Genomic DNA, 26997 nt, shown 5'->3' with positions numbered 1-26997 from the left:
TATGGCATATAATAAGAAAGAAGTCCTGCAAGCCAACACGGAAGCCATCCGTGTAGTCTTGCGCCTAGAGAAAGAACGTCGTGAAGCTACCGAAACTGAGAAAATTATCTTGCGGAACTATCAGGGCTTCGGTGGCTTGAAATGTGTGCTCAACCGCACAGACAATCCCGATGACATACGCTATTGGAGCAAGTCGGAGCAGAATCTCTTTGAACCAACCCAACAGCTCAAGCAGATGATTTATCGAGAAGCCGTAGATGCCAACACCGCCAAGCGGTATTGGGAGAGCATCAAGGCAAGCGTACTGACCTCCTTCTATACTGATACCCGTATCGTTACCGCCATTGCCGATGCTCTCACTTCTGTAAATGTACCCATACGCCGATGTTTGGATCCTTCGGCTGGCATGGGAGTATTTGCTGAGACCTTTGCAAGGCAAGCGGGAGTTGTAGATGCAATGGAAAAAGACCTGCTTACTGCCCGCATCTCACAAGCCCTGCACCCTCATGGTAAAGGCAACGTGTTCGTTAGAAACGAGCCTTTTGAAGCCATTGGAGAGATAGAAGACAAGGATAAGTACGACCTTATTACAAGTAACATTCCTTTCGGTGATTTCATGGTCTATGACCGAGAGTACACTAGAGGTAAGGATACACTAAAGCGCGAGTCCACACGTGCCATCCACAATTACTTCTTCGTGAAAGGTCTGGACTGCATCAAGGAAGGTGGCTTACTGGCATTCATCACTTCACAGGGTGTTTTGGACAGTCCCCGCAATGAAGCCATACGCCGTTACCTCATGCAGAACAGCCGCCTTATCTCCGCTCTCCGACTGCCATCGGGTATGTTTTCAGACAATGCAGGAACGGATGTAGGCAGTGACCTCATCGTCCTACAGAAGCAGACAGGTAAAGAAATCAGCGAGGGCATTGAGCAGCAGTTCGTAGAAACCGTTTCCGTTCCCAAGGAAGAAGGCTCTTCTGTCGTCTTCAAGCACAACTCTCTTTTTGTAGGAGAATGGAAGGACATTTCTCATCGCACCGTTGCCACAGAGCGCATAATGGGTACAGACCCTTATGGAAGACCTGCATGGGAGTATCGGTTCACGGGAGGGATTGAGGAAATGGCAGAAAGTCTCCGAACACAACTCTCTCTTGAAATGGAACAACGTATCGACCGCAAGCTCTATGAAACTGGCATACCGATGACCAAGGAAGAATGGCAGGTGAGGGTTAATGAAATGCTGCAAAAATTAGGAGTTACCGTGCAGGCGGAAGGAAAACCGCAAATGCTGGAAATAAAGGAGGAAGACGATACTGATGCCCATAACCTCATGCCCGACAGTATCAGGAAACAGTTGCCAAAACTTTACAGCACGGAAAAGGAACTCATTGGCGATAAGATAGCCTATGCGCGCTATTTCTTCCCTATGGGAGCATACACAGCCTACCTTCTGGAATATGACCCTAAGAGCCGCATTGGCTTCGGTGCCGTGACAATGGGTTACGGCTGGGAGCTTGGCAATATGTCCCTTGATGAGATGGAAGGCGTGAAGGTAAGAGGACTGGGGATTGAACGCGACCTGTATTTCTCTCCTAAGAAATTGCACGAGATAGCCGAGTTGGAAGAAATCGTCAGGGAACAATATACCAAAGAAGAAGTGGTGGCAGAGGAAATCAAGGAAGAAGCGGTAACAAATACAGAAGACACGGTTAAGAAGACTGTGAACGGTACTTCTGGAATCAAGATATCCAAGGAAGAGTTGGAAACTGAAACAGAAATTAATGTCTGGCAAGTCATAGAACCGGACGATTTTACCATTACCAAGGCACAGGCAACAGAAAATACCGTTTCCAATGGAGAGACTACTCCATTGCAACCACCATCATCGGAGTCTGTACCACAGCAATCTGTGTCAGAGCAACCATCCATAAACGTTGAACCTGCACCCGAAGGCGTACCCGCCCTGACGCTTCATCATCAATACGAGCAGGAACCGCAGGAAATCCGTACGGATATTGAAGCCCCAAGAGAAATGAACGGACAGACGATATTCTTTGACGACGATCATCATCCGGTGGTGGACCATAACATGGAAGATATCGGACAACCGGAGCAACTGTCACTATTTGCCCCGGAGGAATACAGTCTTTGGACAAGAGAAGTTACCCATGTGAACCATGAAATCAAGGATAATTCAGGAACTTCACAGGTGCGCCGTCCTATAACTCAAATTGCTCCCCAGAAACCATCGGAGTCCAAGATACAAAAGGCGGTAACGTCTCCTCAACGGTGTACCCGTAGTAGCAGGAAAGCAGCTTCTTCCTCTTCACGTGAACCATCACTTTTCGACTTCATGAACGAAGCCGAGGAGCGCAAGCCAAAACCGATAGCAGAAGTCAGAAAGGAGTTTGATGCTTCCCCGCGCCCTTTTCTCTCTTCGCCGGACTCACACCTAAGAGACGGCTCCATTGTCGTGCAGAAAGGTCAGGTGGGGTTTCTTTCTGACTTAAAGCGACATCCAACCTTTAATCCGATGGACTTGCCGTATGCCCAGCTTTCCCGACTAAAAAGCTATATCGAGATACGGGAGTGCTACCATCGTCTCTATGACTACGAGGCAGAGAACCATGCAGAAGATAGGGAAGATCGTAGCAGGCTCAACCACCTATATGATGACTATGTTGCACGCTGGGGCTACTTTAACCAGAAGGCTAACACTGACATTATCAAGATGGATGCTACAGGCGTGGAAATGCTCTTCTTGGAACGCTCTGAGAACGGCAGGTACGTCAAGGCGGACATCTTTGACCATCCAACGGCATTTTCCACCACGGAACTGACCGTTGCCGCAGACCCGATGGAGGCACTGGGGGCATCGCTCAACAAGTACGGCACGGTGGAACTTGACTACATGAGTTCGCTTTTACCTGATATGGAGGAAAACGACATTATTTCTTCCTTGGAAGGTCGCATCTATTTCAATCCCGAAGAGAATGCCTACGAAGTGGCGGACAAGTTCATTTCGGGCAATGTAATAGAAAAGGCGGAGCGCATCGAGTCATGGCTCTTGGACCATCCCGAACACGAAGAAGCAAAGCAGAGCCTTGCTGCCCTGCGTGCAGCCACACCTACACCCATTCCCTTTGCCGATTTAGACTTCAACCTTGGTGAACGCTGGATACCTGCCAAAGTCTATGGCAGGTTCGCTTCAGAGTTCTTCGAGACAGACATTAATGTATCCTACCATTCCAACATGGACAAGTACAGCATTGTCTGCGACCGAAAGAATGCCAATATCTGGCACAAGTATGCCGTACAGGGTGAGTTCCGGAGCTATGACGGCATCAATCTCCTGAAGCATGCCCTGCACAATACCATTCCCGACATCAACAAGAGCAAGGAAGTTACGGATAAGGTTACGGGAGAGACCAAGACCATCAAAGTAAGGGACGGACATGCCATACAGATGGCGAACGCCAAGATTGAGGAAATCAGACAGGGCTTTGTCGATTGGCTCGGACGCACACCCGATACCTTCAAACAGCAGCTCTCCGATAGGTACAACCGCCTTTTCAACTGTTTTGTGCGACCCAACTTTGACGGTACGCACCAGACGTTTCCCGATCTTGACCTCAAACGATTGGGTATTGCCGACCTCTACAAAAGTCAGAAGGATGCCGTGTGGATGCTTAAAACCAATGGTGGCGGTATATGTGACCACGAGGTGGGTGCGGGAAAGACACTCATCATGTGTACAGCTGCCTACGAGATGAAACGATTGGGACTGGCAAACAAGCCGATGATTATCGGACTGAAAGCAAACGTCTTCGACATTGCCGATACTTTTAGGAAAGCTTATCCCAATGCTAAGGTACTCTATCCCGGCAAGAACGATTTTAATAAGCAGAACAGGCAACGCATTTTCAACGACATCAAGAACAACGACTGGGACTGCATCATCCTCACGCACGAGCAGTTCGGCATGATACCGCAAGCCTTGGAAGTACAAGAGGCTATCCTGCAGAAGGAGAAGGACTCTGTGGAAGAAAACCTTGAAGTCCTGCGTATGCAAGGAGCGGAGATTTCCCGTGGTATGCTCAAAGGCTTAGAAAAGCGCAAGCAGACACTTGAAGCCAAGTTACAGAACATACAGGACAGCATCGCCGAAAGAAAAGACGATGCCGTGGACTTCAAGATGATGGGTATCGATCACCTCTTTGTAGATGAATCGCACCAATTCAAAAACCTGATGTTCAACACCCGCCATGACCGTGTGTCAGGCTTGGGCAATCCTGATGGCTCACAGCGTGCCTTAAACATGCTCTTTGCCATTCGTACCATACAGGAGAGGTCTGGCAAGGACTTGGGAGCGACTTTTCTTTCTGGAACGACCATCTCCAATAGTCTGACGGAACTGTATCTTCTGTTCAAGTATCTGCGTCCGCAGGCTTTAGAGAAGCAGGGTATCAACAGTTTTGATGCTTGGGCAGCCGTCTTTGCCAAGAAATCAACTGACTACGAGTTCTCCATCACCAATGAGATTATCCAAAAAGAACGTTACCGCACCTTCATCAAGGTGCCTGAGCTGGCTGCGTTCTATGCGGAAGTATGGGAGTAGAAAGCAAGAAAAGGAGAAAATGTCTGTATCTCGCTGGAGTAGAGAGTGTATTACTCTTTTCTTCATGGGATTACATCAAAGGGAATAGGCGAAAAAAGGAGCGAAAAGGCAAGAGTTCAGTTACCAAATCGTTCGAGAAACGATGAAAGGAAAAGAGCGGAAAGAAGCGGTAACTAAAGCGGTGTTTTCTCTTTCATTATCAATGTATTGCACAATCATAAGTTCCTCTTGGAGATGTAATTTTGCAAACAATATAACGACAATGGAAAAAGAAAAAATGAGGTTGCTTTTCTATCTCAAGAAAAGCACACAGAACAAAAACGGCAAAAGTCCCATTATGGGACGTATCAGCATCGGTCGCTCGATGGTTCAGTTCAGTTGTAAATGCGCCTGTACTCGTAACCTTTGGGATAGTCGCAAACAAAGACTTGTGGGTAAGAGTGCCGAAGCGGTATCGGTAAATAAGGAAATCGACAGACTGCAAGTAAGCATTCATCAAGTTTATGAATCGCTTTCGAGCAAGTTGGGCAATAGCGTTACAGCAGGGCAGGTAAGAGAGTTAGTCTTCGGGCTGAACAGCAAATCGCAAGGGTTACTTCACTTCTTGGACGAATATATTGCACGATTCCAAGACAGAGTGGGCATAGACCGTAGCGAACGAAGGCTAAAATGTTTGTTGCTCTTCCGCAGACATCTGTTTGAATTTATAAGATGTCGCTACCATATGGAGGATATGCCTGTACAGAAAGCTGATATCAGCTTTGTCAAAGAGTTGGAGGAGTATTTTGCCAAAGACAAGGAGTTTAAGCTCAACACGTCAGCTGGCTATCTCTCAATGCTGGCCTCTCTGCTCAAAGACCTGTACAAGCGACACGTTATTGACACTTATCCTTTCATCGCTCATTCTATCCGTTGGGATGTGGGTACACCTCGATACATCACAAAGGAAGAAGTGGGTCGAATAGTAGCGTTAAGTGAGAAAGACTTGCAAAGCTATGAGCTGGTGTCGAGGGATATGTTTCTCTTCTCCTGCTATACAGGCTTATCGTACACGGATATTTACCACTTTACAACCGAACATCTTGTAGAGGAAGATGGCATGACTTGGATACGCAAGCCGAGAGTGAAGACGGGAAATATCTGCTACATTCCGCTATTGCCCGAAGCTTCTGCTATTATTGAACGGTATAGGGGCATCCATACAAGGGCATTTCGCCACGAACCGCCCAAAGGTTATCTCCTGCCCATTCCTGGTTGTGATACCGTTAATATCCACCTCAAAAAGATAGCACGGCTCTGTGGTATCACAAAGAATCTAACCTTTCATATGGCTCGGCACACCTTTGCATCGCAGATGACACTTTCAGAAGGCGTTTCCATTGAAAGCGTATCAAAGATGCTCGGGCATAGCCAAATTAAGACTACACAAGTGTATGCGGAGACATCCCCTGAGCGTGTCTTTCGGGACGTAGAGAAGATTCTCCCACTCATTACTCAATACCATTTAACCAACTAAAGAGTTCAAGAATAATGAAAAGTACATTTTCAGTTCTATTCTACATAGATAGGAGCAAGACAAATAAACAGAGTAGATGCGTTATTCGTTGTCGTATCACTTGCAATGGGACATCATCTTCTTTCTCAACAGGCTTGTGTACGTCTCCCAATGATTGGTTAGCGAGGAAAGCTCGTATCAAAGAGGGGGCAAACAGAGCGAACCTTGTCAATCTGCAACTGAACTCAATGGATGAACGACTTCATACACTGTATGAACTCACATTAAGGGAAGAGAACTATGTGACAGCTGAATATCTCAAAGAACAGTATCTACGACAAACGAAGCCTATCCCAACGCTTGTAGAACTTTATCAATCCCTATCTGAAAGCAAAGAGGAATTAAAGGGGCATACGCTCAGTAAGGCTACAGTGAGGGCATTTAAGGACAGCCAAAAGAGCTTTGTCCGTTTCCTAAGGGCTAGTAACAATGAAGAGTGTCTTCCACAATCGGTTGACAAAGACCTTATAGAAAGCTACCGTTTGTTTATGCTACGAGACTTGGGGAACAAGGAAAGCTCCGTTTCCAATCGACTGCGTCACCTGCATCAAGTCATCCGTAAAGCGTTGCAGGAGCAGTATATCCGTGAAGACCCTTTCGACTTCATTGATATAGAAACACCCACATACGAGCGGAATGCCCTTACTTCTGACGAGCTACACAAATTGCTTTCATTTCGTCCGCACAAATCGGTAGACAACCATTGCAGGCTCATCTTTCTCTTAGGTTGCTTTACGGGTCTAGCATTCTCTGACTTAAAGAAACTTAGAATGGATGATGTTTACACGCTTAGTGATGGGCGTAGGTACATATCGCTCTGTCGCACAAAAACACAGAATAGGTGTATTGTTCCTTTACTGCCTATTGCTGAAGAAATCCTTTCCATCTTTAGAGGTGGAAGAACGGAGGGGTTATTCTTTCGAGAGTTTCCTACTAACAGCCATTTCAATCGCAAGATAAGAGAGATTATCCTCAAAGCAGGATTGCCACCACATACCGAAGCTACCTCGCATACAGCACGACACACTTTTGCGACAACTATTTGCTTGGAGAATGGCTTACCGATAGAAACTGTCAGTAAGATGCTCGGACATCGCTTTATTTCCACTACCGAACTCTACGCAAAGGTTAGCAAGAGCAAAATCGCACGTGAAATGCAACCACTGATGGGAAGTGATACCACAAGAGAGCTAAGAAAGGCATTGCGTGTCTGTCCGCCAAGAGATCCTTCCAAAAAGCCCTGAAGCCGTAATCGGTCGGGCAAAGGTATGGCGGTTGCCTTGATTGCTTGCAAGGTCAAGTCCTGCGGATGGAGTGAAAAATCTCCACCGCAGGGCTTTTCTCTGTGCTTTGCTACTATCATACTTGCAAAAATTTGATTGTTAGTGCGGTCGTATTTTTCGCTCCAACCTTGCAGCAATAGGCTAACCACCAAAAGAATAAGCCCGAACGAATACGGCATACTCAGGCTCTTTGGACGCAAGAAGCGACAAAACAAATACTCCACCAATCAATTGAGCCAAAGAGTGTACTCTTGCTCTGTTAATTGATAGAGAGATGTCGAAGCAATCGAACACTCAAGAGTGACCTGATTTTATTTTCGCTAGTACGGAACGAACCAGCACCTCATCTCATTACCGCAATAGCCTAGACTTTTTTGTTCGCCATTTCCCTTGTGTCCTAACTATTTCCGTATTCTTCCTTACTCTTTCTTTTTCTGCTTTAGAGGGGTTACTTTTGCATCCAACAAGAAGGGCAATCGACAGAAAAACTGCTCGTTTGCCGAGTATGAATAACGTAATCAACAACAATGCAATGAAACTTATCATCATCGACCGCAAGGCATGGGAGCAGCACTGCTCCTCCTTTGCAGATTTCATCCATCGTATTGAACGGCTTATCGGGTGTCCTCCCGAAACGGAGGAATGGCTCGACAATGAAGCCGTATGCCGTAGGCTTGGTATTAGCAAGCGCACTCTGCAACACTATCGGGATACGGGTAAAATCCCGTTCTCTATGATTGGGCATAAATGCTATTACAAAGAGAGCGACATCACTGAGATACTGAATGCAAAGAAAGACTGAACTCAAACACTGAATGAACTATGTCAGAGAACGAAATCATTACACAACAAGACCCGCAAATGCAGATGTTTGCACAACTTATGGAGAGCGTCTTGAAGAAGCTGGAGCGTTATTGTGCTACTGCACGTCCTATGTTGGGCGGAGAGGTTTACCTTACAAGTGAGGAAGTCTGCAAACTGTTACGTCTGAGTAGTCGCACGCTCCAAGAGTACCGAGACAGTGGAACAATAGCTTATCACAAAATCGGAGGCAAGATACTCTACAAACAGAGCGATATACAAGCGATGCTTGAAAGGTACTATAATCCTATATATAAGATAAATAAGTAATTGAACAGCGGGGTAAAAGAAGTGAGTTGAGATATGGTTTAGCGGATACTCATTTGAACTCGGGAACGCTGACGTCAAGAGCATACAATCTCTCGGAGAGTGTCAATTCTTCCATCGGTGTGCGTGCTTTTGTTCCTCTTTGGGGATTGTTGACTTCATCGGTGCGTTTTCAGCGTTTAATCTGAACTTACAATTACCTACGGTCAAATGAGTAAGCCATAGGGGATTTCGGTTAAGAGTTGGGTAAGTCAAGATTTGGTCTGGTCAAGAAGAGGGTTTTAACTCAAGTCAAAATTGACCAAAGTCAAAATTGAGTCAAGTCAAAATTGAGTTGAGTCAAAACCTAACTCTTGAGCTAAGTCAATTTTGAGTTGAGTCAAAACTGAGCCAAGTCTTAACCAGACTCAAAACTTAGCTCAGAAAGTCAAAAGCTAATTTCCAATCGCCCCTAAGTGGGTGGCATCAATTCTTGATATTGGCAAGGTGTGTCTTTGTGACACAAACTGCCGTTTGTACCACAAAGACCCTTGCCCCGAAGGGGAGAAGAATTACTCCAAAGTCGTAATTAACAGAAGAAACAACAGATGAACGAGCAGACAGAAAGAGATCGTAAGCGAAAAGAGCTGAATAAGCCTCGCTGGGACAACTGGCATGTACGCTTGCCTGACCCGAAAGACCAGCAACGGGCGATTGAGTTGTTCCATAAGTCAGGGGCGGAAACGAAGTCCGACTTCGTGCGGGCAAGGATATTGGGAGAGCATTTCAAGGTGATAACGGTAGATAAGTCTGCCGTGGAGTACTATCGTAAGCTCTCCGAATTGACTGCCCAGATACATAAAATAGGTGTACTCTATAACCAAGCTGTACGAGCCATCAATAGCTATCATAGCGTGAAGACTGCACAGATACTGCTTGAGAAGCTGGAGCAACAATCAGCTCAGATAATTGCTTTGCAGGAGCAGGCTATCTCTCTGACCATTGATTACCGCAAGTAATGATTGCTAAGATTTCAGCAACGGAGAACCTCGGGGGTGCGCTCGGCTACAACTTCAAGAAGGTGAATAAGAAAGAAGCTGGTTTCTATCATAAGTACTAAGAATAGTATTAGTTAACTTTTTCAAAGGTACTAAAGATAGAGCCAGCTTCTTTCTTATCCCGCTGTTAGGTATCACACAAAATCTCGGATGAACCTATTTTTTTATTGCCAAGTTCTAATGCTTCTATCTCCTGCCATTCATAGAGGCTATTATATGCCATACATCCGATAAGAATGGAGATAAGTATATATCCCAACCGTATTGCCTTATAGAAATTTCCTGACCGCTCCATTATTTTAATGACATTGATTTTTGGAACATGAATAAAAGTTTATCTTTTTCGTTCATGCGGATATTATCAGAATAACCGTCTTTTGTTATTTGATACCCACATGGCTTAACCATAAAAATGCCTAAGCCCTTAGTGTACGAACTTACTTCTGAGGCATAGTCTTTACTTGTATTTAATGGAACTTTCCCTTTAATATGACACCACTCATTATTACAACTGATGTCTTCAATCTCAGACATCATTTTTTGCAAATCTGTAATAGCTTTGGAACTTGCCGATTGGGGTATCTGCAACTCAAAATAGAGCATCGGTTCGAGGATGTCCACACCTGACTGTTGCAAGGCCAGCCTGAAGACATAAGGGGTCAGCTGTCTGAAATCAGCAGGTGTACTTACCGGGCTATAATACTCGGCTTGAGTAAAAGTTACTTTCAGATCAGTCACTTCCCATCCATGTAAACCAGATTGGCAAGACATACGAATCCCTTCAAAAACGGCATTTTGAAAAGAATGGTTCAGATAACCATAGGAGATGTCACTTTCGATTTGCAACCCTGTCCCTAACGGTAAGGGTTCAATAGTCAGCCCTATTGTGGCCCAATAAGGGTTGGGCGGCACTTCGATCTGAATAATCTTATTCACCTTTTTTATAGGTCGTTCTTTGTAGATAGTCTTGATCTCATCAAAATGGACCTTGACGGAAAATCGTTCTTCCAGCAATGTCTGTATGATTTCCTTTTGTGTCAAACCATATAACGAGATTTCCAATTCATCACTATATGAGTTTATGGAAAAGGACAAAGACGGGTCTTCAATCCACAATGTATTCAGAGCGGATATCACCTTGCTTCTCTCTTCGGGCCTGTCTGGCCGGACGGAGGATTTGAGAGCGGGATGCTGACGAGATAACCCTTGAATCAAACAAGGTTTAGCACCTAAATAATCTCCGATTCGAAAATCTTCCATATCTTCTACAATCGCGATATCATTGGCCCCCACTTCATCAACATTTATCTCTCTGCCCTGATAAATAGTCTTTAGATTTTTAATCTTGATGAATTTTTCCGAATCGTTGATTCTTACAATGTCTCGAAGTCTCAGACTTCCGTCAATTATTTTTAGAAAACTTCTTTTATGTCCTTTGGGGTCATGCTCTATCTTATAGAGATAAGCTGAAAGTCTGTTTGAGACTGATTCTGGAGGAAGTATAAAAGAAGAGATGGCGTCCAACAACTCATTGATACCGATATTGAACATTGCTGATCCATGTAGTACCGGATAGACTTTGGCTTTTGCCACAAGATCGATTATCGTATTCCAATAATCAGCCGGTGAAATTTCGCTATCCGCCAAATATCGTTCTAATATATTGTCGTCATGGTTGCATACAAATTCTTTGTATTCTTCCTTTATATATGTTTGGGAGCAAATCGGATAAACCAATCCATCGACAATAGTTTGCATAAACAGGACATCTTGAGACAGATTTGTTTTTATATCCAGATACAAACGCTCTAAATTCACACCGTCACGGTCAATTTTATTGATAAATATAATTGTCGGGATTTGCAGTTTTTGTAAAGTATTGAACAGCAACTTTGTTTGCGCTTGTATGCCTTCCTTTGCGGATAAGATGAGGACTGCTCCATCAAGCATTTTGAATGTCCGCTCCACTTCCGCAATAAAATCCATGTGTCCCGGAGTGTCAATGATATTGCATTTCACACCATTCCTGATAATAGATGTCGTAGAAGCCCGAACAGTAATTCCTCTACGTTTCTCTATATCCATAGAGTCTGTTATGGTGTCACCATTATCCACACGGCCGCACTTTTCCGTTGCTCCACTGGCAAACAGCAGATTCTCGGTTACGGAAGTTTTTCCTGCATCAATGTGAGCAAGAATTCCTAAATTTATAATATTCATTTGGATTAAGCAATAATATACTACAATAGATGCATTGTCGAAATGCACCTTTTAATACCTCCTCGTAGCATGTGAGAACTACAGGATTACTAACTCGTATTAATATGTATATTATTACTGCCGCATAACGATTACAAAATTACACAAAAAAATATATCTAACAAAAGTGGGAGGATTTTTTAACTTTCGCACATTCCAGTGTCAAGTGCAACACAGTTACAAATGTAGGAAAAAAACTTCATAGGGAGTTTTATAGCCTAGTTTTTTTCGAGATCGCACATGCCAATGTCAAGTACAATCTGATTACAAATATAGGAAAAAACTTCGCTCGTTCGATAGATATTGCTTCTTTCTAAAATTATTCCTACCTTCGCAATGAAACGCTGTAGGGGTGATGTTAATCATCAAGATTGGCCACCTTAGAGTAATTCAAAGATTTCTTTTTAATTCAAGGACACAAAAACACTGCAACTATGAATATGAAGCACTATTTACTACTTGCTATCTGCCTTACACTTGGTTTAGGACTCTCCTCTTGCAACCAAGAAGAGCCAACATCAGGTTCCTTGGCAGATCCCATCAATCCTCATTTTAGAGTTATAGGGATATCAACACAAGCTGACGCTAATCTATTGTTGGCGAAGTATCTAGTTTTAGACGAAGACAAGCGAGAGTATTCCCTTGTGATCACAAAGGAAGAAGCGTTAGGCCTCGGTCTCACAGAGTCTATGTTTGACAATGCTATCAAAGAAATCGAAGAGACCAATAAGTTTATTAAAGAATACGACAACGAGACTCCCAATGAACTTCTCTTGACCAATCCAAGACAAAAGACGATCGAAGAAAGCACCTTGAGAGCTTCAGAAGCTGGGGTAATAAGCACCAGCGATAATCAGTGGGGCTATTCGTCTTTTAGCTCCGTAACAAGAGAAGCTAAGGGCGTCCGTTTCTTATGTCGCTCGGCTGCAGCTCTTACACCAGTATACAATTGTTTCACGAAATGGGCTGCCGAAACAAAATCGAGAACCGCTATTGGAGCTATTGGAGTAAACACAGAGATAAAAGTTCCAATGGCGGTCTCTGGAAGTCAATCTTTAATTCGACTGGGGTTTAAAACGTCGGACAGCAATGGAGGTACCGCTTCTTGGGGGATATATAGGTAGCTCTCCTTATCTAGAAGGGACTCGATGTCTTAAATCCAGCAAAACAATACACCCTCATATACCTATCCAATATGACATTATATGCTCAGCTACCTCGTGGGCGAGCAATGGATTAACGATCAACTAATAGTCAAGTAATTACAATCTTAATTGCAGTTGCCAGATAAAGGCTGAAGACAGCTCTACAACGGAGGCTCAATCGCTAAGTAATTGCGGTTGAGTTCTCTGCTTTTGTGCTGAGACGTAAGGGTTTGAAAACTCAGAGGAATTGGAGATTGCACACGTGGTTATCGTGCTGGCATCGTTTGATAGTTGAATCTACGGTTCTTGTATTTCACCCATTCTCCACAAAATAAATACGTACCTTTGCAACGAGAAGCAAGGGTTCTTTGAAGTTGTGCAAAATAAGGAGTGTGAAAGAGCTTCGCTCGTTTCCTATTTGTTCTCCTTTTTGTCTTTTGCGTCATCAAAAATCTATTAGTCAAGCATTTACTTCTCCTAAAATGATTTTATGCGGAGATTTGTGACTTCCGCACGGCAAAGGACATCGGTATCGACCGTCCCGAGAAAAACGAGATACTGCACAACATACCACCTACGCCCGAACAAGAGGTATTTATCGGCAAACTGATGGAGTTCGCCAAGACGGGCAATGCCACACTCTTGGGACGTGCACCACTGAGTGAGAGTGAGGAAAAGGCAAAGATGCTGATTGCAACTGACTACGCCCGCAAGATGAGCTTGGATCTACGCATGATAGACGAAAACGGGTACTCAGACCATATCGACAACAAGGCAAGCCATTGTGCGAAATTACTCAATGACTACTATCAGAAGTATGATGCACAGAAAGGTACGCAATTTGTGTTTTCTGACTTGGGTACTTACAAGCCCGGTGGGGACTTCAATATCTATTCTGAGGTGAAGCGTAAATTGGTAGAAGATTATCATATCCCGTCTTACGAGATACGCTTTATTCAGGAGTGCAAGAACGAGAAAGCCAAAAAAGCGATGGTAGAAGCGATGAATCGTGGAGACATCCGCATCATTTTCGGTTCTACTTCTATGCTTGGAACGGGTGTCAACGCCCAGCAGCGTGCGGTGGCGGTGCATCAACTTGATACACCCTGGCGACCCTCAGATTTGGAGCAGCGAAATGGTCGGGCAATTCGTAAAGGTAATATGGTTGCCAAAGAATTTGCTGACAACAAGGTCGATGTGATTATCTATGCCGTGGAGCGGTCGTTGGACAGTTATAAGTTCAACCTACTACATAACAAGCAATTGTTTATCAATCAGTTGAAGACCAACACGCTCGGTAGTCGTACCATTGACGAGGGATCGATGGACGAGGATAGCGGTATGAACTTTTCAGAGTATGTTGCCGTGCTATCTGGTAATACGGACTTGTTAGAGAAAGCCAAACTCGACAAGAAGATTGCCACGCTGGAATCCGAGCGTAAGAATTTCCTCCGTGAGCGTGATACCGCAACGGGCAAGTTGGCGGAGATTGACAGCTCCGTGTCTTTCCATTCAGACAAGATCAAGGAAGCCAAGGCAGACTTGGCGTGCTTTGAGAAGCGTGTGGAGCGTGACAAAGAAGGTAATCCTATCAATAAACTTGTCATTAAAGGTGTGGAGGACAGTACCGACATAAAGGTCATCGCCGCCCGTCTGCATGAGATAGAGGAAAAGGCTCGTACCAAGAGCGAGTACAACAAGATTGGCGAGGTTTACGGCTTTTCCATCATGGTCAAGACGGAGAGCAGTTCAAAGGATCTGTTTGATTGCTCGATAAACCGCTTCTTTGTCAAGGGACAGGAGAGCATCTACTATACTTATAATAACGGTAAGTTAGCGGCAGACCCGAAACTTGCCTGCGAGAACTTCGTAAATGCCTTGGAGCGTATCCCTAAGGTGATAGAGTCGCATGAGAAGGAAATGGCAAAGGTCGTGACCAACAAAGACGTTTACACCAACATTGCCAACAGTTCTTGGAAGAAAGAGGACGAGCTTCGCTCACTTAAAAGTGAAGCTGCGGAGCTGGACAGAAAGATTGCACTTACACTTGCTCCACCTGATGAGGAAAAAGATGAAACGGAAGAAAAGGAGCAAGAAGAGAATTTACCCAACAATAATTATTCTGTCAAGATGAAAAATGAGAATAATCCTGTCCAAGATAAAGAAGAGAATAGCCGTTTGCAGAGTTTCAGACCCAAATGGAGGCACTAAACATATGCCGAGGGGCTAAAAGTCAGACATCCGTATTGAATGTCTGACTTTTATCACTATACCTGCAAATAACTTTTTAGCTTATCTATTCCTTCTTTGTGCTTATCGGGAGTCTGTTTCTTAAGTTTACCTATATTCAGTAGTTTCCATTGTACAGATGGATATTGGCTTAAATCACCTGCGCAACATTTCTCCCACTGTGGTGTTCCCTCCTCAAAGGAAACGAGGAATTCCTTGTCTGTATTTGTAAGGCTGTCATTTACCTTTTTAATAATGGATTTACGAGCCTGCTCATAGTCTGTATATGTAAATGGAATATCTGACATTCCCTTGAATTGGTTTTCAAGTGCCTCCTCTTGGTTTATGTTATTAGGAGACAAGGATTCCACGATAGGCTTGTCGCTTCCCAATAAGCATAAGATGAGTCCGCCTTTTACACTTTCAAGCGTTTGGTCTTTCATGTATTTGCAGTCAAACATGTCACGTGGATGCTGGCGGCTGAGGGCGGCTGCAATCTTCCCCCCATAAAGTTGAGAATAAGGAACTATACGTGCCTTACAGCTGGCTTGAAACTCTTCCTTCGCTTTCGGACAGAGTTCCATAATTTCAACCTCTCCAAGTATGCCCCGTTTTGTACCATTTACCTCTATTTTCACCGTAGCACCATCATGCGTGCACTGCAATTTCCATACTTCGGATTTATGTACCACATGTATTCCGGGAATGGCACGTTCTATACTTGTTTTCAGTTCTCCAAGATGTTGATTTATCTTTTCCAAACTCGCTGTGCGTGGCTCTATCGGAATATAGGTGAGGTCAATATCAACCGAGTAACGCGGCATATTCTGGTGGAACAGGTTAATAGCCGTACCTCCATGAACAGCAAAGTCCGTTATCTTGTAAACCAAAGGCATAATGCGTAGTAACAATGCCACCTGTTTTTTATATTGTTGATCATTCATAATCGTTTAATTCTTTTGGTACAATCATCTTATATTTGCTGATATATATACCAGGTTTGACGAGTTGGAGTTTATGTGTCCCCAAATCTATTTTTGTAAGGTCTAAATCTTCATACCAATAATGCCCCGCTTTCTCTGCCATATATAGAAACAGCCTCTTCATTTTGTAATGTTTTGTGGTTTCCAATAACGATTGGACAACATTCGGACGCAGAGTGGTCAGCTGCTCCATGATATAAAATAAATCCATATAATCATATTGTCGCGGTGTAAGCAACAGACATTCCATAAAAGCCTGCTCCGGGGAGGATATAAGCAGCCTCCAGTCCAAATATGTTAAAGTTGTTATCTGTGCACGGACAAATACTTCTGTCTTGAAGAACTTAAATTCACGGTCGAAAATGTCATGCTTCATCCATTGTGGCATTTTATCACTTGCCGTTGATACCATTAACAGGGGTTTGCCCATAGGAACATAATGGTTGAAGCCCCAAAGCTCCAAAGCAGAATGCGCTGCAACACGAAAACTCTTTCCTACTTGTTCGTTAAAGGACTGCAAAGCACCAAAAGCGGACAGCGTGTCGCCTGTGCGGTACATGACTCCCTTACATAGAGAGGATAACCAACCAGAAGAACGATATCTGCTCAACAACTGCCTGGAATAGCCATGCTCTACGAGCCATGTCGCAAACAGCAATCCGTTCTTTTGCCCAGATTGAAGCATTTGGTTTATTTTTTTCCCTTTTAGTATACTCATAGTTTACTTGCTGTAATTAAAACCAACCGCAAAGGTACAAAAGACTTTAGTAATTACAGTCGATTGGTTGAATTATTTTCCTGAAAGTAAACTAATAGTTGACTTGTAGGATAATATTTCAACCATAGTGAGGAAAAAGAGGATGAAATTAAACATGAACATTTCCAACATACTTGTATAGAACTGACTTCTACCAACCTTCTCGCTTCCGTACCATTTCATCTATCTCTTCCCGAAGGAAAAGTAATCTGCCATTGGCTTTGAGATAGGGAATTTTTCCTGCCCACACCCAATTATAGATGGTCTTTTGTTCTACTTTGAGTATCTTGGATACATCTATGATATCCAGATATTCCGGTTTCAGGGGAGCATGGACGGTTGTGTCAACAGATTGATCCTGCAGGACAAGCAGGCGGTCGAGTTTATCCTCGACGCTTATCATCTTGTCGAACAGGCGTTTTTGCCAAGTGTCTTCGGTTTTATAATCTAAGTACGGCATAGTTCTCCTTTTTGATAGTTACCATTGGTATCTTGTGCCAAGATATGTTGTTCTTTCATATAGGCGATGTATTTCTTTGCAGTTCTGTCCTTGATTTCCATTTCTCGCATCAGAACCTCACAAAGTTCTTGGTAAGTGAGCTTGAAAGAATTTCGGAAAGCTTCTTTGACAACGGCAATGAGTTCATCAGTCTTGCGTTTTTCCTTGTCCTCTTTAGACTTCTCGCCACGATAGACGTGCATGTCCTCAGCCTTATCCCAGCCGAAAAGCATCATCGGTACGTCCAACGGGCTTCCGTCACGGACTTTCAGAGCTTTCACCACAGAGTATTCAGGATTATCATCTTTCTCTATGGAAAGAATTCCCGCCGCCTTGCGTTGAAGTTCGGAGCCAATATGCCCACGGAGTTTGATACCATTCGGCACGAAATGCAGTACGCAGATGATGCTGGTGTTGTAAATCCCTGCCAAGCGGTAAAGCTCATCCACGATGGCAATACTTTCCGTTTCATCGTTGGCGGAACGTATCAAGTCAGCTATGCCGTCAATCACCACAAGATGGATGCCCCCATGCTTGTGATGAAACAGGTCCATACTCTCACGGATAAGTTTCAATCGGTCTTTACGGGAAAGCGAAGCAAGATACAGAGAATGATAATATTCAGGTACTGCTGTCAGAGAAGCCCTGCGTAATGTCTTGCCCAAATTCTTGTGGAGTTGTGCCTCGGACTGTTCCGTGTCATAGTGTAGGACCGCCAAGCCTTTGGGATTGGGAGTAATCTCTAATCCCAAGGTCTTCTCTATCGGCAATCGTTTTTCTCCCAACGCTCCGGCAAGGATGGCACCCACATAGTTGCTCTTGCCTGTCCCCTCACCTCCAGTAATGCAGAACAGGTTATCCTGTGTGCCGAGTGGCACACCGTTTACTGCTACTACTGATTTGGAAATGTCTGGTGGATTCTCATAATCAATCTCACAGGAACGTAACATCATCATGGTTTGGCTATATAGATCTGAGAACATCTTGGCAAGCAGCTCTTTCAGTTCCTTTGCCCCGTTGCCTAAGGCAAAGAAATCAGAAATGTCTTTTTCAGACTTCGTACCACTTAGCGGAAGTGAAAGGTTCAAGACCTTGTATTCCACCAGATGTTCAGACTGTTTATGTGCCTCCCGTACACCTGTTTCATCCGCATCATATAAGAGTATTATATGCCTAAAACGAAGCTGAAGGCTCTCAATGATACTTGTCGGTATCTGTGCGGTTTCACTGTTGAAACAAATTGCATTGAAGCCGTGTGCATACAATGAGAGTACATCCTTTTCTCCACCTGTAATGAAAAGCATATCTCCTTTGGCAGGAATCTGCTCCATTCCGAAGCAATACGTGGCAGGCATCCGTCCACCATAAAGAAAGCGGATTTTTGGACTGTGAGGTCGGTATATCTTTACATAGCCGTTTCCGATATAGGCAAACATAGGTTCCGTAGGCGAGCTATAAAGTTCAAACTTCTTGCCTTCAGCAGATACACTTTCATAGCGTTTAAGACTCCGTACACGAAAGCGACGGAGTGTATCCTCATGGATGCCATAATGTCCCCAATAGTTCAGCAGCCCATCGTCAAATGGCTGTATCTCAAAACTATATGGACGTTCTTCCGTCCACTTGGTTATATCAGCCTTAGGAGTGGGAACAATAGTTTTTTTATATGCTGACGTGATATGGCTGCTATGCTTTTCACCATCACATAAAGAATACAATCCAAGTTCTTGTACAATCGTTTCCAATACTTCGGGAAAACTTGTTTTCAGGTTCAAATTACGGAGGGTTGCCACAAACCAGAAGCAATCCCCAGAATAGGTGGTATCTCCATGATCATAGAATTTGTAAGAAGAAGTTTTCCTGTCGTAGTAGATATGGCAGGAAGCCCGCCTATCGTCATAGAAAGGGCTTCGGAAGTTGCGATGAAGGTTTACCTCAAAGCCAAGGAAATGTGAAAACACATTCAAACCTCCTTGTGTAAGTAAAAGAATCTGTTCCTTTTCTATCATAGTTGTCGGTTTTTAGGATTAATACATGAACTCATGATGAGATTGTCCTTGAAACGGTTGAGCCGACCAAGAATCTCGTCGTTTCTCATACCTGATACGCGGAGCCGGTTACACTTCGTGGCTATCACGATAGACTTGAAGAAGTAGCGTACATCGCCACCCTCCGTGTAGCGATACCGTACCAACTGCTTCTTGCGCCAGCGGTAAAGGGTGGACTCTGAAACATTCAGAGTCCCGATAAGGTCCTTCGTGGTCATCTCCAGCTCGTCATCTATATCTTGGATAAGATGAGAAGTGCGCTCAACATACTGCTCTATTCGGTTGAGCCTGTCTATCAGTTCCTGATAGGCTTGGCTTTCTACTGCTATTATTTCCATCAGCCTTTATAATTTGGTTTGTAAGATAATGTGCTGCGGTCACAATTCCTTGGCGAGATCCATTATCTTTCCATAAGTCTCTTCGTCAAACACGTCTATGCCCAGTCGGATAAATGGGGGTGGTATTTCTCTTCTTCTCCTTGCAATAGATGCAAGCAGATCACTCTCATCCATTTCCAAAACTTTGGCATAACTGCAAATTTGTACTATACTCATGGATACGGATCCTGTTTCCCATCTTGAGATGGTACTTGAGCTAACTTTCAGTTTTTCAGCGATATACTCCTGTGAGTATCCTTCATGCTCTCGCTTTTCCTTTAGGGTTTTGTGCAACTGTTTCATATGTATAAAGTTACAAAGACACCTAAATTTGAGCAACCCGCCACATTCAAATGTTTGCATCCCATGCAAGGTGGCTTGCATTAGGTGCAGATGAATATGATGAGCGATGTCAACATGGGATGATTTAATTGGTTTGTTTTCTAGAATTCATAAACGAAAATACATTGTAATAACAATCATTCCAGAACAAAATCAAATAATTTTGAGAAAATCCCTCCAGTGCAAGGTGCAAGTCCCCTTATATATAGGGGCTTGCACCTTGCACTGGAAAGTGTAGCAGTAAAATATCTAAATCTTTATGGTACAAAGATTTGGAGGTTAGTACAATTTTATATACTTTTGTACCCAAGAAAAGAGAGCAGTTGTGCTTTCAACAGGTAGTCAGAATGGTAGTCATCAAGCGGTCAAAATACTGCTACAAAAATGCTACACTACCGATTTGTCAAAATTGATAGAACATTTAATTACAACGAGTTAGCTGAGTTTGGTTCATAAACCTCTCTCTCCGCAAATAAGGGTGTAAGTCAACGGGTTACGTGATTTACACCTTTTATTACACCCAAAAAGTTTCTCGGTATTTCTTGTATGGTTTATTTGGGTGCAGTCAAATAATTAAGTCTTGATGATAGAATGTTCCAATAATTTAATAACTTTGCGGAAAACATTAAGCCGAATGAAAAAGATGAACCGCATAAAAAGTGTCCTTGCAGACACTGGTCATACTGGTAAATGGTTGGCAGACCAAATGGGCAAAGACCCTGTCACCGTTTCTAAATGGTGTACAAATACGTCGCAACCATCGTTAGAAAATATCTACAAGATTGCCAGTTTATTAAATATAAATCCAAGACTCTTATTGGTAACAGAGGAGTAAAAATAAAAAAAATACGATGCCAATACAGACCGTTTTATTTCCCGAATTTGAGGAACAACTAAAAGATAAGACATCCTCTACCTTTGAGGATAATATGAAATTACCAATTCATCGTTGGTATAGATATACTGCTGGTTTTTCTGCAGCTTGGGTGGCCAAAATTATTGAAGAAGAAAAAAAGAATAATCGCACACATATTATTGACCCATTTGTCGGCTCTGGTACTGTTGCTGTAGAAAGCACAAAACATGATGTTTTTGCCTATGGACTTGAAGCAAATCCATATGTATACAGAATAGCCAGTGCTAAACTTCAGTGGAATGTTTTATCAGTTTCACATATTCAACAAATTTCCAAAGAACTTTTGGAAAGAGCAAAGTCTATTGACAATGAGGTTACAAACTACCCTCCTCTAATTCTTAAGTGCTATCCTGAGACAACTCTCAAAAAATTAAATGCGCTTAAAACGGCTTGTCTAATGATGGATGAAGGGAACGATAAAAATTTCATGTGGTTTGTTATCACATCTATTCTTAGGAGTACTTCCCCCGTAGGTACAGCCCAATGGCAATATATTCAGCCAAACAAATCCAAAGCAAATGTTCTCGAACCATTTGATGCATTTCTGCGCAAGATTAGCGATATTTGTTTTGATATAAACCGAAGCAATGTTAGTGATTCGTGCCATAATTCTATTATTCTGCCGCAAGATGCTCGAAAAGATGTGGATATACCAGATAACTGGTGTGACTTGGTTATTACATCTCCTCCATATGCAAACAATTATAATTATGCTGACGCAATGCGATTGGAAATGTCTTTTTGGGGGGAACTTGATGGATATAATGGCTTGAAGGGTGTAAGTACGAATCTAGTTCGTGCATGCACACAGCATGTCTCACGCTTAAAGAATGAAATTCCACAATTAATAGAATCGCCCCTTTTGGCTCCAATAAAAGATGAACTTAAAGAAAAGTACAATCTCCTTGCAGAGGAGCGAGAGAAGCATGGTGGAAAGAAAAATTATCATTACATGATAGTCGTATATTTCTATGACCTTGCATGCGTTTTCCAAACGCTAAATCTTAAAACGAAAGATAATTGTAAAATGTGTTTCGTTATTGGAGACTCTGCTCCATATGGTATATATATTCCTGTTGATGAATGGCTAGGAAAATTGGCCATTAACTCTGGGTTCAAGGAATATTCCTTTGAGAAACTAAGGGATAGAAATGTCAAGTGGAAAAACCGAAAGCACAGAGTACCTCTTAAAGAGGGAAGACTTTGGATAAATAAATAATCTTGCAGTAGCATTTTGGGATTCCAAGAAAAAAACAATAAAATATGGCAACATCACCGTCACACACTTTAGGAGAATATATAGATACTTTCTTTGAGGATGCTATGAAGTCTCCTATTAGAGAAATGTGCAATAAGTATGGAGTATATTTGGACACGATAGGGGAAAGACCTGTTCGTAAAACAAAGAAAATAACATGGGATGACATTAATGGCAGTCACCATGACTTAGATTATGTTATAGAAAGAAATGGGTCTGACACAATCCAAGGAGAGCCTATTGCATTTATAGAGCTAGCATGGAGAAGATACACAAAGCATTCTAAGAATAAAGTGCAGGAAATTGCTGGTGCCGTCCTTCCCATAGCTCAGAAATATCAGGAACTTGCTCCATTCAAAGGAGCTATTCTTAGTGGCGTTTTTACTGAGAATTCTTTGGAACAACTACGAAATCAAGGATTTCATGTTCTTTACATGCCTTTTGAAAGAGTAGTTAAAACATTCCAGAAGCATGGGCTAAATATTTATTTTGATGAAACTACATCAGAAAAAGAGTTGACAAAAATTGCAAATAAGTTCAAAAATTGTCGAACCATAAACACCATTAAAAAGGACTTCGTTGCTTCCAATCAAGACCTGATTGTACCGTTTATGAATGATTTGGAATCTTCTCTAAAGAGACAGATTAATTATATTTTCGTTTTACCACTTCATGGGAAAGAACAAAGATTTGTATCTCTTAACCAGGCAATAGAATATCTCAACGATTATAAAGAATTGCCAGAGGACTCTATTATTGATAGATATGTTGTTGGTATAAAATTCAACAACAGTTCTGAGATAAATTGTATGTTTAAAGATAAGCAAATGGCGATGGATTTCTTGAAAAGAAATTCGCTCTATTATTGATTAATTTGTGATTAGTACATTTTGGTGAATTGGGAAACAAATATATGGAAAGAAACAACTTAGATAAACTGGTACTGGAGTTGTGCAAACTCCCCGACGAGACAGGTTGGGTAGAGTTCAAACAGAATAACTGGAGTCCTGAAGTGATAGGCGAGGACATCAGTGCACTGGCAAACAGTGCCGTCCTCGCCGAGAAAAGCTACGCATACATGATATGGGGCGTGGAAGATAGCACCCATAAAGTGGTAGGCACTACCGTCCGTTTGAAAGAGCTGAAGAAAGGCAAGCAGGAACTGGAGAACTGGCTACGCTATCTGCTTTCCAACAATGCAGACTTCGAGTTTCACAGCACGGAGATTGACGGCAAGCATGTGGAAATCATGATTGTGGCAAAGGCACAGAATATCCCTGTAACCTTTGAGAAGGTCATCTATATCCGTTCAGGCAGTTACACCAAGAAACTTCAAGAGTTCCCAGTATTGCAAGCACAACTATGGGATAGGCTGCGTCGTGAGCGTTTTGAAGACACCTACGCTGTTACCGACCTTACGTTTCAAAGGGTACTACAACTGCTTAACTGTGATACCTACTTCGACATCATGCACTTGCCTTTGCCTACCGACAAGGACGGCTACGAACACTATCTTTGTCAGGAAGAAATCATTGTAAAGCAGGACAATGGACTCTTTGCCATTACGAACCTTGGTGCTATTCTCTTTGCTCGTCGCCTTTCCGACTTTAGACGCTTAGAGCGTAAGGCTATCCGTGTCGTACAATATGCAGACAAGAGCCGTATGTCGATAGTAAAGGAACAGATATTCGCCGACGGTTATGCAAAAAGCCTTGAATCTGCCGTACGTTATGTGTTCGCATTACTGCCAGCAACAGAAGACATTAATGCCGTGCGTCTTACAACTGAGAGTACATTTCCACTGCCAGCAGTAAGAGAGAGTATTGCGAATGCCGTTATTCACCAAGACCTTTATGCTACTGGTGCAGGCCCAGTTGCAGAGGTGTTCAGCAACCGTATTGAAGTTACAAACCCCGGCACACCGATGATTGATGTAATGCGCATCCTTGATAATCCGCCACGCTCTCGCAACGAGAAATTGGCTTCACTCATGCGTCGTCTGAAGATGTGTGAAGAGCTTGGACGCGGCTGGGATAGAATGGTACTCGCTTGCGAGAAGATGCATTTGCCAGCACCGAACATCCATGTGTATGAAGATGCCACCAAGGTAACAATGTTCTCACACATCGACTTCAACAACATTCCTGCTGAGGATAAGATGTGGTGCACCTACTTGCACGCTTGCCTCAAATACATTGAGGGCGAATCGTTGAGCAATGCCAGTCTGCGCGAGAGATTCAAGGTTGAGGAAAAGAATGCAGCCAAAATCTCACGTCTGATTAAGGACACCGTTGCCAAGAAGTTGATAAAACCGCTCGACCCAGATACCGCTCCACGCTATATGAGGTACATCCCAACATGGGCATAATTTAACTTGACGGTAACTTGATAGATATACGTTAATTAGGTGTCCTGATTATTGCTATACGCTGTATTTAAGCGGTTTACGCAAGTTATGCTGTCTTTAATTTAACTTGACGGTAACTTGATGACGACATTTTTTAAGCAAACGGCAGGTTTCGGATTCGCTAATAGCGATACCGAAATCTGCTACAATCTTTGATAAGATAACAGTAATAGTCATTAAATGCAATTACCAATCGAATGAAAATAAATAAAATTACCATTCAACACGTTAAAGGGATTGAGCAATTAGAGATATTACAACCATTAGTTGCCAATCGCCCTAACATTTTAGTTGCTCCAAATGGATTTGGAAAGAGTTCTATTGCTACTGCTTTTAGTTCATTAAAGCCAAATAAGTTAGAACTTACCCCTGATAATTGTTACAACCAAGACCAAAGGTTGTCATCTTCTGTAAGTATTTTATTAGACGACAACCAAACATTAACAGCAAATTCGACCTCAAATACTATAAAGAATGTTTTTGCAGTACATGTTGTCAACTGCCAATTGAAACCAAAAGCCTTTGCACAAAATCGTGGAAAGTTTCATGTTGCAAAAGCCTCTTTAGACATCAGTGATACGATTATATACAAATCTATTCCCCAAAAGATAGAAATATCATATAGCTTTAGAAACTTCAAAAACGCTTATGGAGGTGTTCTTGGTAAGATAATTACAAAAATTGAGGATATGTTTTCTCAATACGATTTATTATGCAAGATTGATAAAAAGATTCAGTTTCACAAATTTGAACTTAAACAATATCAAAAGGCCTTTGATGTATGGAAAACTAAGATTCAGACTTTTAATCAAAAAAAAGTTATTGAACTTAAGCAAGCTATACTTGATTCAAACTACGAATTAGAGCATGAGGAATTCAAAAAATTAGCTGTCTTGCTTAAGGATGCACTGCAATATGACAATTTCATAGATGCCATATGTGCAGCTGTCCAGTATATAGACACCAGATTAAATTGTGGTCAAGCTGTTTATTCTAAAGCTATAACATACCTAAAATATATAAAGCAAAGAAAACAGTTAGATGACACTTTAAGCGAAATCAATCCCGTAAAAGAGCGCTTCTCTGTACGTGCAAAAGAGAAGAAAGGTCAACTTGTAATTGAATGGCCAAAAGCGAATATGATTTCAAGTGGACAACGAGACATCTTAGTTTTTATAGCTAAGCTAATGGAATGCGAGTTCCATGAGCACAAGAATTGCATCTTGATCATTGATGAGTTTTTTGATTACTTAGACGATGCGAATATTATTGCCTTTCAATATTACATTTCAAACCTAATTGACTCATACAAACGTGACAAACGTGTCATTTTTCCTATTTTATTAACCCACTTAGATCCAAATTATCTCAAACACTTTTGCTTCAATGACAAAAGGATGAATGTTTGCTACCTGAAATCTTCTAATGCCAAATGTAGCCCAATGTTAATGAAATTTGTAAAGGAAAGAGAAACAGAATCTATAAAAGACTACCTTGACACTTTCTATTTTCATTACAATAACGAAACTAATATAGCAGACTTCACTGATGAATTTAAGAAAATCGGTCTAAATGAAGATTGGGTGAATCCAACTGCTTTTCGTAAGAAAGTAGAAAGAGAATGTAGGAAGTACCTTCTTGAGCCAGATAAAACGTATGACCCTCTAGCGATATGTTTTGCTGTTCGTATAAAGATTGAAGAAAATGTTTTCCAAATGTTGGCTGAAGAATATCAACAAGAGTTCTTGGCTACGCATGGAACTAAAGAAAAGCTGAATTACGCCCAAAGTAAGGGAGCCAGTTTCCCAGAAACTTATTATTTGCTTGGAATTATATATAATCACCCACTACATACAGCAGGAATTGATGATTTGGCAAAGCCATTATCTTTAAAATTAGACAATGGCATAATCAAAAACATGATTATGCAGATATTTTGGAAATAATAGTTTGTTATTTGCAGAAGCAAGAACTTTTCATGCAAGCTTTGGATCCGCCATTATGAGGTACCAAGGCTTGCTTTCTTTTTATCGGTAGTCGCTTTACTCTGGCGACCGCAGTCTCCCAAAGATTAATTAGTCCACCCTTAAAAGCCTAATATTCATCTGATTCATAGTATATTATGCTATAAATTATTTGCAAATATCTGCAAG

General features: G+C 42.3%; 19 protein-coding genes and 2 pseudogenes. 13 read left to right on the top strand and 8 right to left on the bottom strand.

Annotated features, from left to right (window positions below):
• Position 1 precedes the first annotated feature (1 nt).
• The 6 genes from AC1DCD_RS07515 to AC1DCD_RS07490 all read left to right on the top strand — a co-directional run bounded on the left by AC1DCD_RS07515 (position 2) and on the right by AC1DCD_RS07490 (position 9585).
• Complete coding sequence (locus AC1DCD_RS07515; protein WP_464641027.1) at positions 2 to 4621, top strand: DUF2958 domain-containing protein; 4620 nt, start codon at positions 2 to 4, stop codon at positions 4619 to 4621.
• Positions 4622 to 4883: 262 nt separating this feature from the next.
• Complete coding sequence (locus AC1DCD_RS07510) at positions 4884 to 6137, top strand: site-specific integrase (RefSeq protein ID WP_102189076.1); 1254 nt, start codon at positions 4884 to 4886, stop codon at positions 6135 to 6137.
• Between the two features lie 14 nt (positions 6138 to 6151).
• Positions 6152 to 7420 carry a site-specific integrase gene (locus AC1DCD_RS07505; RefSeq protein ID WP_072517692.1) on the top strand — a complete coding sequence of 423 codons (1269 nt, stop codon included), beginning with the start codon at positions 6152 to 6154 and terminating at the stop codon, positions 7418 to 7420.
• Between the two features lie 571 nt (positions 7421 to 7991).
• Entirely contained in the window at positions 7992 to 8261 is a 270-nt protein-coding gene (locus AC1DCD_RS07500) for a helix-turn-helix domain-containing protein (RefSeq protein ID WP_008781866.1), read from the top strand.
• Positions 8262 to 8281: 20 nt separating this feature from the next.
• Positions 8282 to 8590, top strand: a complete 309-nt coding sequence (locus AC1DCD_RS07495; RefSeq protein WP_072517691.1) for a helix-turn-helix domain-containing protein — start codon at positions 8282 to 8284, stop codon at positions 8588 to 8590.
• 584 nt (positions 8591 to 9174) lie between these two features.
• On the top strand, positions 9175 to 9585 hold the full coding sequence (locus tag AC1DCD_RS07490) for a plasmid mobilization protein (RefSeq protein WP_102189077.1): 411 nt from the start codon (positions 9175 to 9177) through the stop codon (positions 9583 to 9585).
• 196 nt (positions 9586 to 9781) lie between these two features.
• Here AC1DCD_RS07490 and AC1DCD_RS07485 read toward each other — a convergent pair.
• Together AC1DCD_RS07485 and tet(Q) are read right to left on the bottom strand one after the other, a co-directional pair.
• Positions 9782 to 9919, bottom strand: a pseudogene (locus AC1DCD_RS07485) (two component system sensor kinase); the annotation flags it as partial.
• The gene (tet(Q), locus tag AC1DCD_RS07480) at positions 9919 to 11844 is read right to left on the bottom strand and encodes a tetracycline resistance ribosomal protection protein Tet(Q) (protein WP_464641024.1); all 1926 of its coding nucleotides are present in this window, start codon (positions 11842 to 11844) and stop codon (positions 9919 to 9921) included. The gene tet(Q) and the pseudogene AC1DCD_RS07485, both read right to left, overlap by 1 nt.
• Positions 11845 to 12317: 473 nt before the next feature.
• On the opposite strand from tet(Q), the gene AC1DCD_RS07475 reads away from it, so the two are divergent.
• Together AC1DCD_RS07475 and AC1DCD_RS07470 are read left to right on the top strand one after the other, a co-directional pair.
• The gene (locus AC1DCD_RS07475; protein WP_102189090.1) at positions 12318 to 13007 is read left to right on the top strand and encodes a hypothetical protein; all 690 of its coding nucleotides are present in this window, start codon (positions 12318 to 12320) and stop codon (positions 13005 to 13007) included.
• Between the two features lie 507 nt (positions 13008 to 13514).
• A pseudogene (locus tag AC1DCD_RS07470) lies at positions 13515 to 15239 on the top strand (helicase-related protein); the annotation flags it as partial.
• Between the two features lie 56 nt (positions 15240 to 15295).
• Here AC1DCD_RS07470 and AC1DCD_RS07465 read toward each other — a convergent pair.
• From AC1DCD_RS07465 to AC1DCD_RS07440, 6 genes are all read right to left on the bottom strand, one after another.
• Positions 15296 to 16201: a nucleotidyl transferase AbiEii/AbiGii toxin family protein gene (locus tag AC1DCD_RS07465; protein WP_036857144.1), complete on the bottom strand. Its 906-nt coding sequence runs from the start codon at positions 16199 to 16201 to the stop codon at positions 15296 to 15298.
• A complete protein-coding gene (locus AC1DCD_RS07460) occupies positions 16194 to 16958 on the bottom strand; it encodes a type IV toxin-antitoxin system AbiEi family antitoxin domain-containing protein (RefSeq protein ID WP_036857141.1) in 765 nt (254 codons plus the stop codon). The genes AC1DCD_RS07465 and AC1DCD_RS07460 overlap by 8 nt, the downstream gene beginning before the upstream one ends.
• A 190-nt stretch (positions 16959 to 17148) precedes the next feature.
• Positions 17149 to 17457: a helix-turn-helix domain-containing protein gene (locus AC1DCD_RS07455; RefSeq protein WP_036857140.1), complete on the bottom strand. Its 309-nt coding sequence runs from the start codon at positions 17455 to 17457 to the stop codon at positions 17149 to 17151.
• Positions 17445 to 19505, bottom strand: a complete 2061-nt coding sequence (locus tag AC1DCD_RS07450; protein ID WP_464641020.1) for an AAA family ATPase — start codon at positions 19503 to 19505, stop codon at positions 17445 to 17447. Before AC1DCD_RS07450 ends, AC1DCD_RS07455 begins: the two co-directional genes overlap by 13 nt.
• The gene (locus AC1DCD_RS07445) at positions 19502 to 19882 is read right to left on the bottom strand and encodes a MerR family transcriptional regulator (protein WP_019036673.1); all 381 of its coding nucleotides are present in this window, start codon (positions 19880 to 19882) and stop codon (positions 19502 to 19504) included. The genes AC1DCD_RS07450 and AC1DCD_RS07445 overlap by 4 nt, the downstream gene beginning before the upstream one ends.
• A 39-nt stretch (positions 19883 to 19921) precedes the next feature.
• Positions 19922 to 20224 carry a helix-turn-helix domain-containing protein gene (locus AC1DCD_RS07440; RefSeq protein WP_353585831.1) on the bottom strand — a complete coding sequence of 101 codons (303 nt, stop codon included), beginning with the start codon at positions 20222 to 20224 and terminating at the stop codon, positions 19922 to 19924.
• A 673-nt stretch (positions 20225 to 20897) separates the two neighbouring features.
• On the opposite strand from AC1DCD_RS07440, the gene AC1DCD_RS07435 reads away from it, so the two are divergent.
• The 5 genes from AC1DCD_RS07435 (at position 20898) to AC1DCD_RS07415 (ending at position 26790) form a co-directional block, all read left to right on the top strand.
• The gene (locus tag AC1DCD_RS07435) at positions 20898 to 21098 is read left to right on the top strand and encodes a helix-turn-helix transcriptional regulator (protein ID WP_353585832.1); all 201 of its coding nucleotides are present in this window, start codon (positions 20898 to 20900) and stop codon (positions 21096 to 21098) included.
• Positions 21099 to 21114: 16 nt separating this feature from the next.
• On the top strand, positions 21115 to 22398 hold the full coding sequence (locus tag AC1DCD_RS07430) for a hypothetical protein (RefSeq protein WP_353585833.1): 1284 nt from the start codon (positions 21115 to 21117) through the stop codon (positions 22396 to 22398).
• A 44-nt stretch (positions 22399 to 22442) separates the two neighbouring features.
• Positions 22443 to 23306 (top strand): hypothetical protein, encoded by an 864-nt coding sequence (locus AC1DCD_RS07425; protein ID WP_353585834.1) that lies wholly within the window; start codon positions 22443 to 22445, stop codon positions 23304 to 23306.
• Between the two features lie 44 nt (positions 23307 to 23350).
• Positions 23351 to 24805, top strand: a complete 1455-nt coding sequence (locus AC1DCD_RS07420; RefSeq protein ID WP_464641017.1) for an ATP-binding protein — start codon at positions 23351 to 23353, stop codon at positions 24803 to 24805.
• Positions 24806 to 25041: 236 nt separating this feature from the next.
• Complete coding sequence (locus tag AC1DCD_RS07415; protein WP_464641015.1) at positions 25042 to 26790, top strand: AAA family ATPase; 1749 nt, start codon at positions 25042 to 25044, stop codon at positions 26788 to 26790.
• Positions 26791 to 26997 lie beyond the last annotated feature (207 nt).

This window comes from Prevotella sp. C0209C1 (assembly GCF_056583855.1).
This window is presented reverse-complemented; position numbering and strand designations above follow the sequence as displayed.

Excerpts from the sequence above, each read along its gene's own strand:
- AC1DCD_RS07420 (WP_464641017.1), top strand. The coding sequence starts at position 23,351 with ATGGAAAGAAACAACTTAGATAAACTGGTACTGGAGTTGTGCAAACTC.
- AC1DCD_RS07455 (WP_036857140.1), bottom strand. The coding sequence starts at position 17,457 with ATGCCGTACTTAGATTATAAAACCGAAGACACTTGGCAAAAACGCCTG.
- AC1DCD_RS07465 (WP_036857144.1), bottom strand. The coding sequence starts at position 16,201 with ATGAATGATCAACAATATAAAAAACAGGTGGCATTGTTACTACGCATT.
- AC1DCD_RS07430 (WP_353585833.1), top strand. The coding sequence starts at position 21,115 with ATGCCAATACAGACCGTTTTATTTCCCGAATTTGAGGAACAACTAAAA.
- AC1DCD_RS07495 (WP_072517691.1), top strand. The coding sequence starts at position 8,282 with ATGTCAGAGAACGAAATCATTACACAACAAGACCCGCAAATGCAGATG.
- AC1DCD_RS07440 (WP_353585831.1), bottom strand. The coding sequence starts at position 20,224 with ATGAAACAGTTGCACAAAACCCTAAAGGAAAAGCGAGAGCATGAAGGA.
- AC1DCD_RS07505 (WP_072517692.1), top strand. The coding sequence starts at position 6,152 with ATGAAAAGTACATTTTCAGTTCTATTCTACATAGATAGGAGCAAGACA.
- AC1DCD_RS07450 (WP_464641020.1), bottom strand. The coding sequence starts at position 19,505 with ATGATAGAAAAGGAACAGATTCTTTTACTTACACAAGGAGGTTTGAAT.
- AC1DCD_RS07500 (WP_008781866.1), top strand. The coding sequence starts at position 7,992 with ATGAAACTTATCATCATCGACCGCAAGGCATGGGAGCAGCACTGCTCC.
- AC1DCD_RS07445 (WP_019036673.1), bottom strand. The coding sequence starts at position 19,882 with ATGGAAATAATAGCAGTAGAAAGCCAAGCCTATCAGGAACTGATAGAC.
- AC1DCD_RS07435 (WP_353585832.1), top strand. The coding sequence starts at position 20,898 with ATGAAAAAGATGAACCGCATAAAAAGTGTCCTTGCAGACACTGGTCAT.
- AC1DCD_RS07460 (WP_036857141.1), bottom strand. The coding sequence starts at position 16,958 with ATGAGTATACTAAAAGGGAAAAAAATAAACCAAATGCTTCAATCTGGG.
- AC1DCD_RS07515 (WP_464641027.1), top strand. The coding sequence starts at position 2 with ATGGCATATAATAAGAAAGAAGTCCTGCAAGCCAACACGGAAGCCATC.
- AC1DCD_RS07475 (WP_102189090.1), top strand. The coding sequence starts at position 12,318 with ATGAATATGAAGCACTATTTACTACTTGCTATCTGCCTTACACTTGGT.
- AC1DCD_RS07425 (WP_353585834.1), top strand. The coding sequence starts at position 22,443 with ATGGCAACATCACCGTCACACACTTTAGGAGAATATATAGATACTTTC.
- AC1DCD_RS07490 (WP_102189077.1), top strand. The coding sequence starts at position 9,175 with ATGAACGAGCAGACAGAAAGAGATCGTAAGCGAAAAGAGCTGAATAAG.
- AC1DCD_RS07415 (WP_464641015.1), top strand. The coding sequence starts at position 25,042 with ATGAAAATAAATAAAATTACCATTCAACACGTTAAAGGGATTGAGCAA.
- AC1DCD_RS07510 (WP_102189076.1), top strand. The coding sequence starts at position 4,884 with ATGGAAAAAGAAAAAATGAGGTTGCTTTTCTATCTCAAGAAAAGCACA.